Origin of the sequence: Lachnoanaerobaculum sp. Marseille-Q4761, assembly GCF_017565785.1 — a bacterium.
GTDB lineage: Bacteria > Bacillota > Clostridia > Lachnospirales > Lachnospiraceae > Lachnoanaerobaculum.
The window spans coordinates 134,815-148,351 of the sequence record NZ_JAGEKB010000001.1; the positions used below are offsets into that span (position 1 = coordinate 134,815).

General features: G+C 34.8%; 11 protein-coding genes and 2 pseudogenes. 6 read left to right on the plus strand and 7 right to left on the minus strand.

Annotation, left to right across the window (positions count from 1 at the left end):
• Positions 1 to 42 precede the first annotated feature (42 nt).
• From J4O15_RS00660 to J4O15_RS16500, 4 genes and pseudogenes are all read right to left on the minus strand, one after another.
• Positions 43 to 285 (minus strand): helix-turn-helix domain-containing protein, encoded by a 243-nt coding sequence (locus tag J4O15_RS00660; RefSeq protein WP_009219467.1) that lies wholly within the window; start codon positions 283 to 285, stop codon positions 43 to 45.
• Between the two features lie 41 nt (positions 286 to 326).
• Complete coding sequence (locus tag J4O15_RS00665; protein WP_208099324.1) at positions 327 to 1,541, minus strand: RtcB family protein; 1,215 nt, start codon at positions 1,539 to 1,541, stop codon at positions 327 to 329.
• A gap of 392 nt (positions 1,542 to 1,933) precedes the next feature.
• Positions 1,934 to 3,472 carry an ATP-grasp domain-containing protein gene (locus J4O15_RS00670; protein ID WP_208099325.1) on the minus strand — a complete coding sequence of 513 codons (1,539 nt, stop codon included), beginning with the start codon at positions 3,470 to 3,472 and terminating at the stop codon, positions 1,934 to 1,936.
• Between the two features lie 220 nt (positions 3,473 to 3,692).
• Positions 3,693 to 4,765, minus strand: a pseudogene (locus J4O15_RS16500) (transposase).
• Between the two features lie 329 nt (positions 4,766 to 5,094).
• Here J4O15_RS16500 and J4O15_RS00680 point away from each other — a divergent pair.
• Positions 5,095 to 5,544, plus strand: coding sequence for a CopY/TcrY family copper transport repressor (locus J4O15_RS00680; protein ID WP_009219461.1), 450 nt, complete (start codon positions 5,095 to 5,097; stop codon positions 5,542 to 5,544).
• A 19-nt stretch (positions 5,545 to 5,563) separates the two neighbouring features.
• Positions 5,564 to 7,705: a heavy metal translocating P-type ATPase gene (locus J4O15_RS00685; protein ID WP_208099326.1), complete on the plus strand. Its 2,142-nt coding sequence runs from the start codon at positions 5,564 to 5,566 to the stop codon at positions 7,703 to 7,705.
• A 237-nt stretch (positions 7,706 to 7,942) separates the two neighbouring features.
• On the opposite strand, the gene J4O15_RS00690 is transcribed toward J4O15_RS00685, so the two are convergent.
• The 3 genes from J4O15_RS00690 to J4O15_RS00700 all read right to left on the minus strand — a co-directional run bounded on the left by J4O15_RS00690 (position 7,943) and on the right by J4O15_RS00700 (position 10,586).
• Positions 7,943 to 8,881: an ADP-ribosylglycohydrolase family protein gene (locus J4O15_RS00690; protein ID WP_009219458.1), complete on the minus strand. Its 939-nt coding sequence runs from the start codon at positions 8,879 to 8,881 to the stop codon at positions 7,943 to 7,945.
• Positions 8,882 to 8,929: 48 nt separating this feature from the next.
• A complete protein-coding gene (locus tag J4O15_RS00695; protein WP_009219457.1) occupies positions 8,930 to 9,715 on the minus strand; it encodes an ATP-grasp domain-containing protein in 786 nt (261 codons plus the stop codon).
• A 232-nt stretch (positions 9,716 to 9,947) separates the two neighbouring features.
• Complete coding sequence (locus J4O15_RS00700) at positions 9,948 to 10,586, minus strand: metal-dependent hydrolase (RefSeq protein ID WP_009219456.1); 639 nt, start codon at positions 10,584 to 10,586, stop codon at positions 9,948 to 9,950.
• Between the two features lie 223 nt (positions 10,587 to 10,809).
• On the opposite strand from J4O15_RS00700, the gene J4O15_RS00705 reads away from it, so the two are divergent.
• From J4O15_RS00705 to J4O15_RS00720, 4 genes and pseudogenes are all read left to right on the plus strand, one after another.
• Complete coding sequence (locus tag J4O15_RS00705; RefSeq protein ID WP_208099327.1) at positions 10,810 to 12,135, plus strand: IS1380 family transposase; 1,326 nt, start codon at positions 10,810 to 10,812, stop codon at positions 12,133 to 12,135.
• 355 nt (positions 12,136 to 12,490) lie between these two features.
• Positions 12,491 to 12,673 (plus strand): annotated as a pseudogene (locus tag J4O15_RS00710) (transposase); the annotation flags it as partial.
• Between the two features lie 158 nt (positions 12,674 to 12,831).
• Complete coding sequence (locus tag J4O15_RS00715; RefSeq protein ID WP_009219455.1) at positions 12,832 to 13,305, plus strand: DUF2975 domain-containing protein; 474 nt, start codon at positions 12,832 to 12,834, stop codon at positions 13,303 to 13,305.
• 11 nt (positions 13,306 to 13,316) lie between these two features.
• Positions 13,317 to 13,526 (plus strand): helix-turn-helix domain-containing protein, encoded by a 210-nt coding sequence (locus tag J4O15_RS00720; protein ID WP_009219454.1) that lies wholly within the window; start codon positions 13,317 to 13,319, stop codon positions 13,524 to 13,526.
• Positions 13,527 to 13,537: the final 11 nt, after the last annotated feature.

Consider the following 13,537-nt stretch of genomic DNA (forward strand, 5'->3'; position numbering starts at 1 on the left):
AATCTATTTATAATAAATTTCAACTAACATTCCGTTATTTTCTCATGCACTTATCTTTGTCTCTACTATGATAATCTCTTCCATAGAGACCTTAAATATTGTTGAGAGTACTATAAGATTATCTATGGTTGGCAAAGCTGCTCCATGCTGCCATTTGTAAATAGCTTGTGGTGTTGCAAATCCGAATATATCCTGCAGCTCTCTTACACTAAGTCCCGACTTTTCTCTAAGTCTTACAATATTTTTTCCTGTTGCTACCAAATCAATGGTAGGAAAAACAAACATCTCTTTTCCTTTCCGCCTCAAGCCCGGGAAAAGAGATTCCCTCAGTTTGAAGCTTTAAAATTATAAATAGGTTTCATTACTTCAATGATATCTACAGATTCTTTTATAACATCTATGATATCCTCAAGTCTTTTATACGCCATTGGAGCCTCATCCAATGTGCTTTCATTTATAGAAGTGGAGTAAACTCCCTTCATCATTTCTTTATACTCATCCAAGCTTAAATTATTTTTTGCGGCAGTTCTTGACATAAGTCTTCCTGCTCCATGTGGTGCTGAATAATTCCATTCCGGATTACCTTTTCCCACAGCCAAAACACTTCCATCCCTCATGTTTATAGGTATTAAAACTTTTTCACCGTTATGAGCGGCTATCGCACCTTTTCTTAAAATCATCTCATCCACATCAATATAGTTGTGAATAGTATGAAATGCCTCAAGACTTGTCATTCCGATTCTTTCTAAAATAATCTCCGCCATCAACTCACGGTTTCTTTTTGCAAAGTTTTGACAAATCTCCACATCATAAAGATACTCCTCAAGATATTTCCCTGAAACATAGCATAAATCATCAGGCATACTTGTCTCGGACTCATATACTTGCCAGTGAAGTTCTTTCAGCGCTGTCTGAATCTCACTCTTTCTCCCCTGCTCCTTATAAGTTCTTATGATCTCGTCTCTTTTTTCAAGATAAGTGTCATATCCTCTATCAAGGTTTGTTGCCAATCTTTGGTAGTACTGAGCAACCTGTTTTCCCAGATTTCTTGAGCCGGAATGTACTATTAAGTATTTGCATCCGTCACTTGTCTCGTCTATCTCTATAAAGTGGTTTCCACCACCTAAAGTACCCAGTGAACGCTCAAGTCTTCTTGAATCTCTTAAATATCTGTAACATTTCAACTTAGTTAAATCAAAGCGTTCCTGTCTGCCATCCCATACATCCATTCCGGAGGGAATATAATGTGCTGCCTCATCTACCTTTTCAAAATCAATATCTATATTTCCAAGTTTGACCGTATACATTCCGCATCCGATATCAACACCTACTATATTTGGAACAGCTTTATCATTTATGGTCATTGTTGTTCCGATAGTACATCCCTTTCCTGCATGTACATCAGGCATTATACGAATCCTTGAGCCTTCGGTTATAATATAATCACACATTCTTCTTATCTGCTCTATTGCCTCATCCTCTACAACCCTTGCATAGCATATAGCTGTATTTACTTTTCCGCTTATTTCAATTTTATCCATATCTTCTCCTTTACATAAAAAAGCCGCCTACCCATTTAGAGTAAGCGGCATCAAAAACATTTATACATTATTAGCATAGTATCTACCTATGCCTATAATTATACAAACAATTTCCTCGTACTTGACCTATCTCTAATGGATGCAACAAAACAAAGCCCTTCCAAGCCGGCTTACCCAGGAGTGCTAAAGTATAACTTTCAATATTAAAATAGTCAAAACGATTCATTGTTCTCATGTCTTTTCCTTTCCGGGCATAATCCGCCCAAATTTCTTTATTGATAGAATAACATAGTAAAAGTCTTTTGTCATTATACTTGGAGTATAAAAAATGCTCTATATCTTACAATTTAATTACTGTTTTATAGCCTTTATGTATGAAAATACTTCCGGTTCTACTCCGATATTTTTCCCTGATTTTTCATAAATCTATCCATACTATCTCTTATATTTTTTGCTGTCTGTATGCAACATTTTAATGAAAACATATACTCATCTCCAAATGAAAATGTAAATTCATTGGAAATAAGTTTAGCTATTTTATCTGTTGTAGAATTCCAATCAATATCTGACGCGATCCTTGTGCTCTCACCATCAAATTCATCCTTCGGAAACTCCGGTAAAAGGCCGTATGGATTCCATTTATCAATTTCTTTTTTAACAATTTTAAAAATAGGTCCCCTATCTCCCCATTCTTGATTACTTTGTTCTATCATTTTCTTATATTTATCTTTTTTGAACTCAAAGTCTATCATAGATGGTGAACACCAAATATCTAATATTTTATTCCAATCCCTTTTCAGACATATACCGTCTATAAGTTCTGATTCAAATAATTCATCCAATGTTTTATAGTCTATTTCACCACTTCCGTCATAATAACCGCATCTTTGAAATGACACATGATCAGCATACCCTATAATCATATATTCTGACTCATTTCCTCTAAAACACAAACTAAGTTCAGGCTCAAAATCCATTTTAACCAGCTCTTTTATTACTTCCTTGACATAATCTATAGAATAAATATTTCCTTTCCCTTGATTTTGAAAAGCTCTGTAAAACTCATACGCATCTATTTGTTGCAATCCTGATACCTGTCCATCTCCCATTTCCATTATTATAAGCTTTCCATCAGTTTTCCTTGCCAAATCTATAGTCATAAAATTACTTTCTATTTTACTTGCCATTGATTCAATCCACAAATATTCATCTTCCGATATATTTACCTCTTTATTTTTATTCCAATAATTATCTGCAACCAATATTTCTCCTTTAAAGACAAATATTCTGTATTCCTCTGAAATTGGCATGCCGCTCTCTTTGTGTATTCCTATTGATTTAAGACTTTCAAACTTTCTAAGTACAACACCGCCTTCAAGATTATCTCCTTGACGATAAATAAAATTATTGATTACCCTAAAAGTATCTTCCTTATCACTAATATCTTTTATAAAACAGGTATCATGCCACTCATGCTTTCTGCTCTTTACATAGTCTTTAACTACAAATGCCCCTTCAAGTCCTTTTGTAAGTTTTAAAGCATCTTCTATATCCCTTGACTCATTCCATACACTAAATGGAGTAAGTCCTTCAAAATCACTATACCATCTCGGTAAAAGATGGTACTTTGCATACTCTTTAGGTGAGTTTATCAGCTGTATTCCTTTTCCCAGAAGCAAATTATAAAAAAGCTCATACATATGTGCCGGCATCATCCAACCTCTGTATATACTCAAACCTTTAATATCTTCACCATAAAGCGACAGTTTCCCAACTTCCAAGTCTTCATAACTAAATAATGCACAGGAATGATTCAAGCCTGCTGCTTGATATTCTTCCATATAATCCTCATCCACACTCTTTTTATTTAACGGATGACTGCAAAAAATAAAATTTATGCTTTTAGCAATTTCAAAATTCTCTTCCCTCATATATCCTTCCTATTAAATCCTATTTTTATCTTTAATATAATAAAAAAGGGGCTGTCGGGAAATACTGAATTTTAATCCCTACAGAACAAAATAGAAATATCCTGACAAATACAGTGTGTTTTGGCTTTGCGACTTTATCAGGATATTTTACTTTTCTATAATAGTGTCCATTTTGTGCCATAAAACCCCCTTGGCTGAAATTTTGCTTTTGCATTTTTTACTATGCTGTTTTCTCCTGTAGTTTTCCTTCAAATTTCTTTAGTTTGGCATAGAGAAAACGATGATATTTATTTATGTTTCTTCCTATTGCAAAAAGCATAAATTCTTTATAAACCTTATCTGAAGTACGATAGTTAAAGCGTCGGAAATCTTCATTCTCTTTAATATCTCCAAAATGACCCTCTGTTTGAATAGAGCGTATCTGTCGTTTCAGAATACCTTTTTCACTCTGTATGTTAGCATGTGACTTCTCTCGGAGCTCTTCCCATACTTCATTGATCTTCATTACTTTATTCTTATCAATATCTTTATCAGGATTATACTTGTATAAACATTTAGACTTATATTCACATCCACTACAGTCTGAACATCCATATACTTCATATGTTTGTGTATAACCGTTCTGTTCTTTCTTTTTCTGTTCTTTTCAATAACATCTCTGACTTTATCAATTCCGTCAATCACAAACATCTGTGCATTTCCAAGCTCGTACTTCTCCCCAAAACTGTTACCTTGTAAAAAAGAGTTATAGTCTGAATAAAGCTTATCTATAGAATCCGGAAGACCGGCAAGATGATAATTAATGCTTCCACGCCATACAAAAGTATAACGATTGGCATTAGCTTCTATTTTCGTTCCATCGATAAATAATTCTTTTAGTGTTACAAACCCTTCTTTTTTTAATCGTCTCATAAACTGATAGTTTAGATTATCAAGGATATCTGGAGTAAGTTTCTTACCTTTAAAATCATAAAAGGCATCTCTTTTAGGCTTCCTCCCTTGAGTAAGCTAGATAAAAGCAATATCTCTTTCGCATAAATCTACAATACGATCAATAGAACGTATTCCTCGCATATTTGCATAAGTAATAACTGCATACATCATGACCCGGTTGTACCCTGTTCTTACCTTATCCGAACAATTGGCTAACAGTCCGGAAAAATCTAAATCCTCCATAACTTTTTTTAGGGTATAGACCGGATCGTCATCGGGCAAACTCAATTCATAGAAGCTAAAGTTGATTTTCTGTTGACCTATTTCAAAAAAGTTGTTATAATAATTAATTGTGAGCATAGTTACATTATAACATGTAACGGAGAAAGATGGTTATCGTTAGCCATCTTTTTTTATGTAAAAACTTAGGGAGGAGTGACTCGTTTTGAGTTACTCCTCCCTCTTTTATAGCTGCCTTTTCCCAACAGCCCCTTTAAATAAAGAACAATTTTCTGACCTTGTTCAATATAGGAAAAACTATGAAAATTATTATGGAAAAGAAGTGGAGAGATAAAAAGCTATAAGCGTTGCTTACATTTATTAAAAAGACTTGACACAATTCGTTTACAATGATAGACTTATTTCGAGTAAACTTGTTTACATCTGTAGACAACTAGGAGGAAAGGAGAATGAGCACAATAGAATTTAATACTTATATCACAGATGCAGAATGGGAAGTCATGCGTGTAGTTTGGGCAAATGATCGAGTAACTAGTAAAAAAATCATTTCCGTATTGAAAGAAAAAATGGATTGGACACCATCCACTATCAAAACGATCTTAGGTCGATTAGTTGAAAAAGGCGTACTAAATACAGAGCCAGAAGGTAGAAAGTTTATTTACACTGCCAATATTGAAGAGAAAGAAGCCGTAAGGGATTATGTAGAAGATATTTTTAACCGTATTTGCAATAAGAAAGTTGGAAATGTAATAGGAAGTATCATTGAAGATCATGTTTTAAGCTTCGATGATATAGATCGACTAGAAAAAATATTAGAGATGAAAAAATCTTTCGCAGTAGAAGAAGTGGATTGCAATTGTCCAGAAGGACAATGCGAATGTCATTTACATCATCATTAAGCATAAGGAGGAATTTAAAATGAATAATGGCAACAGATATTCGTCCCATAATCACCATGATTATGACGACATGGGTAAGTTAAAACACGAGCATGGAATCACAGATGAACATGGAGACCATAAGGATCAACATCAAGAACATCATGCTGGGCATGATCATAGCGAGCACAGTGGGCATGGGCACAGTGGGCATGACCACAGTGGGCACGGAGGGCATGACCACCATCATCACGGAAACTTTAAGGAACTTTTCTTAAAGTCATTGCCACTAGGAATCATTATTATGCTCTTATCCCCTATACATGGATTTAAACTACCATTCCAGTTTACTTTTCCATATTATGATATTGTAGTAGCTATTTTATCTACTATATTAATTATTTATGGTGGACGTCCATTCTATCAAGGTGCAGTTGACGAATTTAAACAAAAAAAACCCGGAATGATGGCACTCGTTTCTTTAGGTATAAGTGTTTCATATTTATACAGTATTTATGCTGTGATCATTACCTACGTAACGGGTGAACACGTGATGGACTTTTTCTTTGAATTTGCTTCATTACTATTAATCATGCTATTAGGTCACTGGATTGAGATGAAAGCTATTGGAGAAGCAGGAGACGCACAAGCAGCATTGGCTAAGTTAGTGCCGAAAGATGCTCACGTTGTATTAGAAGACGATTCAATTGAAACACGACCAGTTGCTGACTTACAGGTAGGTGATTTAATTCGTGTTCAAGCCGGAGAAAATGTGCCAGCAGACGGGATTATCGAGCGTGGCGAATCACGTTTAAATGAAGCTCTTCTAACTGGGGAGTCAAAAGCAGTAAAAAAAGGCCCTGGCGATGAAGTAATCGGGGGCTCAACAAATGGAGAAGGGGTTCTTTATATTAAAGTGCTTGAGACAGGTGATCAATCCTTTATCTCTCAAGTACAGAATTTAATCAGCCAAGCTCAAAGTCAGCCTTCCAGGGCAGAAAATATTGCGCAAAAAGTTGCAGGGTGGCTCTTCTATATTGCTGTTATTGTCGCGCTAATTGCTTTTGTAGTGTGGATGATTATTGGAGATATCCCAACGGCAGTTATATTTACTATTACTACATTAGTTATTGCTTGTCCGCACGCATTGGGTCTGGCTATTCCATTGGTAACCGCCCGTAGCACAAGCTTAGGAGCTAGCCGTGGCTTACTAGTAAAAGACCGCCAAGCCTTAGAAATAGCTCAAGATGCAGATGTGATGATTTTAGATAAAACGGGTACTTTAACAACTGGTGAATTTAAAGTATTAGATGTAAAACTTCTTAATGACAAATATACAAAAGAGGAAATCATTGCCTTATTGGCAGGTATTGAAGGAGGATCTAGCCACCCAATTGCTCAATCAATTATAAGTTTCGCCGAGCAGCAAAATATACGTCCAGCATCTTTTGATTCGATTGATGTGATTTCCGGTTCTGGAGTAGAGGGTAAAGCAGGTGGGCACCGTTACCAATTAATCAGTCAAAAAGCCTATGGACGTAATCTTGATATGGATACTCCAAAAGGAGCAACTCTTAGTGTCTTAGTAGAAAATGATGATGCCATTGGTGCTGTAGCTTTAGGGGACGAATTAAAACCAACGAGTAAAGAGTTAATTAAAGCTCTTAAAAAGAACAATATTCGACCAATTATGGCAACAGGTGATAATGAAAAAGCGGCTCAAGGCGCGGCAGTAGATTTAGGGATTGAATATAGATCAAATCAATCTCCACAAGACAAATATGAGTTAGTTAAAACACTTAAAGATGAAGGAAAGAAAGTTATCATGGTAGGTGACGGTGTAAATGATGCTCCTTCTCTTGCCTTAGCAGATGTTGGTATAGCTATAGGTGCTGGAACTCAAGTTGCGTTGGATTCAGCTGATGTCATATTGACTCAATCCGATCCGGGAGATATTGGATCATTCATTGATTTAGCACACAAAACAACTCGTAAAATGAAACAAAACCTATTTTGGGGAGCCGGTTATAACTTTATAGCTATCCCTCTAGCTGCAGGAATTTTGGCTCCTATTGGTATCACATTAAGCCCTGCATTAGGAGCAATCCTAATGTCTGTGTCAACAGTCATCGTCGCCATTAATGCTATGTTATTACGTTTAGATCCAAAAAATAACGGTTAACAGATTGAATGATTGAAACTCCTTAAAGTATCAAGATACAATAGTTTTACAGAAGAAAAAGAGATGTAAGTACTGGCTCTTTGTAAAATCGTGTTGGTAGAAGTATACGATTTTTCTACCAACACGATTTTTAATTTATTATAGAACTGGGAGGAGTGACTCGTTTTGAGTTACTCCTCCCTCTTTTATGACTGCCATTTCCAGACAGCCCCTTTCTTATAACACTATTAACTTTTATCAATTTAACAAACTCTCTATCCACTCCCTTTTCTGTAGCTTGGATTTCCATTTGTCAGGTATATTGTCATAGCCATAATAAAGTCCCGCAAGTCCACCTGTTATGGCTGCCACCGTATCTGTATCATCACCCAGATTTACAGCTTTTAAAATAACTTCCTCATAAGAAGATGAATTTACCAAACACCATATCGCAGCTTCAAGTGTGTACACTACATAACCTGTACTTTTTATCTGATTTTCAGGAGTATCTTTAAATTCTGAAAGTGAAATAAGTCTGTTATAATTGTCAAGCTCACTCTCAGTACTTTCGCCATAATACTTAAATGCATTATCTACTCCCTGCTGCAGTCGTTCTATTAATTCTCCGTCTTTATCTAAAATAGCTTTTACTAAAAAATAATATATGCCACATGCTATCTTACTTCTTAAATGTGCATGCGTCAGAGCTGAACAATTATGTATAATATCTATCGATTCATCATCAGACAGTTTCATATCTCTTTGCTGTTCAAATATATACAGACATACAGGTAAAATTCTCATAAGTGATCCGTTACCATTATCCCACTCAGTTTTACCACCCGATTCCAATGGTTTGGCACCATTACTATATTTCATAATGGCTCTTGAAGTAGCTATTCCTATATCAAAGACTTCATCAAATGGCGTATAAGCTCCATACATACACCAATTATGAAATCTATCCATAATATCCTTATAATCAATTCTTCCTCTATCCTTTATACTTGCAAGAGTTGCAAGTACCATACTGCTGTCATCAGACCATGTACCTTCCGGCTGATTATATGTTCCATAACCTGTCATATCTGTTATCGGGGTCTTTTTTCTGTCTTCCCTTGAAGTAAACTCAACAGGTACACCCATTGCATCACCGATAATCAGTCCATATATTCCCGATTTCCAAATATTATCCATCTATCCCTCTTAAGAATTCATTAACACATAATAATCTATTTATACACTTTAAAAGTGAAACTCATCCCTCACTCCCATTAACTGACTCCACCTTGCCGAAATAAGTTTGGCATAAAATATACTTGCCAAACCATAGCAACCAAGCGCATAGGAATCATTTAGCTCAACCAATAATGTTTTACCATCTTTTGTAACACATATATCCATACTGCATGCAACCGGTCTTTCCTCCCATTTGACAAATACCTCCATCATAGAATCCAATACCTTAAAGTCATAATGATACTTATAGCTTTTTCTGCTTTTGTCAAGTAATAAGCCATAAGGTCTGACATCAACTATCTCATCATATAGTATAAAACATCTCCACTCTGCACATATATCTAAAGGCTCACTTACAAGCACCTCATAATCTTCCGAATAATTTCCGCATCCTACAAGATCCGATATGCTGCCTATTATCTTTCCTGTAAAAGCCTTACTTATTACAGGCTTTACAAAATAACCCGCAGACCACTTCTCTTCATTTCTTGAAATGCTGTTTATAGTATCTTTCCAAATCCTCCTACCAAGAAATGGCTTCAAAACGTCAGGATAATCCGGTATCCTCGGTGTAATTCCAAATTTAACAAATATACTGTTGCATTGAGCAATATAATCCAGCACAATATCTTCTCTCGTAACTTTATCATAAATCTCATCAATCATATGATATGGAATAATCTCTGCTCCAAGTTCTCTAAATCCGTACATAGCATTTGCAATATTTACACTGTGCGGAATTTCCATTTTTATTTCATTGTCGAACTTTGTTTTTAAATAAACTTTTCCCATAATCCCACCTTTTTTATACTATTTTCTATTATATAAATACTTGAGATAACCATCAATATACTTGAAGTATAAAAAATCACCGTCCGGGAAAAATCGGTGTAAGAATTTTAAACATAAAAAAATTGAACAATTAAAAAAGAAGGTCACTTGAAACCTCTTTATAAAGTTGCAGGCAACCTTTGCTTAATGCCCTGTCTTTTAAAACAGGAGGTTAGAAAAAGTTAAATATATTTTATCTTTGTAATAAACCGATTATATTATGTAAAACAAAAAGTACAGGCCTTGAAGTCAGTATTAATATCAATATTAACAGATTGGATATATGGAAAAGTAAATTATTTACTATTCCGTCTGAAGAGCATAGCCGTAGTGTAAAGCCCTTGCCCACAGGCCAAAAAAGCTTCTCACGCTTTCCATTGAGTGCATCAATAACTATATGTGAAGCAAATCCTATACCAAAATATGTGGCTACATCCGGAAAAATCATATATACAAAAAAGCTAAGCCCAAATAATGCTACTATAGAATGCATAAAGGATCTGTGCGGCTGTTTCATTCCGAAAATACATATCCCAAGAAATACCGATATGCCGGTTATAATACGGACAATATTGCTGTCAGCCATAAGCCTGTTGTATATCCCTACATGAAAAAACACATCTGCAATTACTATTCCTAAAATAGTACCCATAGCCAAACCTATAATGCGCTCCACTTTATTATAGGCACCTGATGTACCGACATCTATATCACTGATAATACCTCCAAATCCCGCCAAAGCTGTACCTGCCACCAGCATTTCTATACTCTGTGGTCTGCATATTGCAAGTCCTGCTGCCATTCCAACAGAAAAATGTGTTTTCCCAAGCATCTTTTACCTTTCTCATTTAATATTTTTTATCTCATCTGTTTCAAAATTTTTATAATTAATCCTAGATTATTCATGGCAACATCATGAACGTGGCTGAAAGCCATATAATTACTATATTTTAACAAAATATTGCTTTCACCTAGTAAGTGAATAAAAAAAGAGCGTCCATTTGTGGTAAAATTAAGGTGCTAAAACTCAATATAATCACACAAAGGAGCCCTTTATGAGTATTGTAAACACCTTATCACTTGAAAGCAATAGAAAAATTAAAATTAATTTCGATGGAGGAGATTTATCCTCCGATGCAGGCTTACTTCTTATAAAAGAATTCGTAAGTAAACTTGGCATTGACAAACTTTTCTGTAAATCATTTAAGACCAATGATTCTGCATTATTCCGTTATCACACTGATAAAGAAAACCTTCTTCAGATGATATATATGATCATTGCAGGCTATTTTGAAGATGATTCTTCAGATGAACTTACAAATGATCCTGTGTTTAAAGCAGTGCTGAATAAAGACACTTTAGCATCGCAGCCAACTATTTCACGATTTCATAATCGAATGGATGAGGACTCACTGAATCAGTTCCTTTCTATGAACCGGATCCTTCGAAAGAAAGTTTATAGTATTCAGATGCCTGAAGCTATCATTTTAGATCTGGACTCAACACTTCTTAATGCCTATGGCAAACAGGAAGGCAGAGCATTTAACTTCCACTATCAAAGTAACGGTTACCATCCACTTGTTTGCTATGATGGACTCACAGGAGATTTGATTAAAATTCAGCTTCGTGATGGGACTCAGTATTCAAGCACAGGTGTTGTGGAATTTCTTCAGCCTATACTTGATGAATATCTTAAAGATTTTCCGGAAATTAAACTTCTCCTTCGTGGAGATAGTGGCTTTGCAACACCGGGTTTGTATAAACAGTGTGAAGAAAACGGTACCGGCTATGTAATTCGTTTGAAAGAAAATGCTATACTTCGTGATAAGGTATCATATCTTGTAGATGAACTTGATGAAATCACAAAAAACAACAAAGTAGATTATGCTGTAGTTTATGGTGAATTCATGTATCAGGCAGGTCCTTGGCATTATGAAAGACGTGTTGTCTGTAAAGTTGAAAAACCTGAAAACCAAATGACTTACATGTATACATTCATTGTTACAAATATGGAGTCATCCCCTGAATATCTTATCAAGTTCTATTGCAAAAGAGGCTTGATGGAAAACTTCATAAAGGAAAGTAAAACAGGTTTTGACTTTGCTTCTGTCAGCAGTCATACAAGAATTGTAAATGCCAACAGACTCCAAATACATGCACTTGCTTATAACATATTTAATTGGTTTAGACGATTAGCATTATCTGCAAATATGAGAAAACAACGAATTGATACTGTTCGTCTAAAACTGCTAAAGATTGCTGCAAAAGTAATTCGTTCAGCAAGGTATATAACATTCAAGCTGTGTAGCAGTTGCCCATATAAGGATGAGTTCTATGAGACTATATCAAATATTAGCAAGCTATATGTACAACTCGAATAGCAACTAATAACGAACCTTGAGAGCTTAATAACTACTCAAAAACTCTACCTAGGGGGAAGTCTGCCCATTTTTAGATGTATTAATTCAGTTATAGCGTCATTGGTCAAGTTTAAAGATTTATAGCACGGTAATTAACTAAAATATTGTACCGTGAATAATTCAGGTTAATCCTAGATTATTCATGGTAACTCCATGAAAGTGGCTTAAAGCCACATAATTACTATATTTTAACAAAATATTGCTTTCACTTATTAAGTGAAGAAAAAGAGCGTCCATTTGTGGTAAAATTAAGGTGCTTTAAACTTAACAAAATTACACAAAGGAGCCCTTTATTAGTATTGTAAACGCCTAATAACTTGAAAGCAATAGAAAAATTAAACTTAATTTTTATGGAGGCGCCTTATCCTCCGATGTATGCTTACTTCTTATAAAAGAATTTGTAAGTAAACTTGGCATTGATAAACTTTTCAGTCAATCATTTAAGACCAATGATTCTGCATTATTACGTTATCACAATTATAAAGAAAACCTTCTTCAGAACAACTCATCTTAAAAACTTCTCAAATGAATTTCAATATTTTTTTATCGAATAACAATATATTTTTATTGCTAAACATAAAATTATATGTTATCATGCTCCTAGCAGTAATATTTTTTACAGCTTGTAAATATCTATATGTAAAGTAGGAGGTTGTGATGAATTGGACACAAAATAAAAGTATAGCTTTATCTAAGGTATGTATATTTGTTTTTGCCATACTGGGTATATTGCTTAATATTTACATACACCATGATATAAGATTTATTATCCTAAGGCGCATTTATATTCCTATTTCCAAGGAAGAACTTATCGGAAAGTATATAATTTTCAGTATGATTGCAGTTTACATACTTGATATACTTGCCTATACCGCCCTGTTTCTCCTGTATAAGCTCTTATGTAACATACATAAGTCCAAAGTATTTATAGTAGAAAATACCAAGTATCTTAGACTGCTTTCGTGGTGCTGTTTTATTGTCTCATTTGTATGCTTTATTTTAACATTTTTCTATCTACCTTTTGTATTACTAGTTACAGGCACTGCATTTATGGCTCTTATACTGAGAGTAGTTAAGAATGTCTTTACAGAGGCTATAGAAATAAAGCAAGAAAATGAGTATACCATATAAGGAGAAAAACTATGATTATGGTAAATATAGATGTGGTAATGGCAAAAAGGAAGATGGCTGCCGGTGAGCTTGCCGAGCGAATAGGCATTACGGCTGCCAATTTGTCCATTCTAAAAAATAATAAAGCCAAGGCGGTACGTTTCTCCACTTTGGAGGCTATATGCAGAGAACTTAACTGCCAAGTGGCAGATATACTGGAATATGTACCTGACGAAAACTAAAGGAGGTTTTT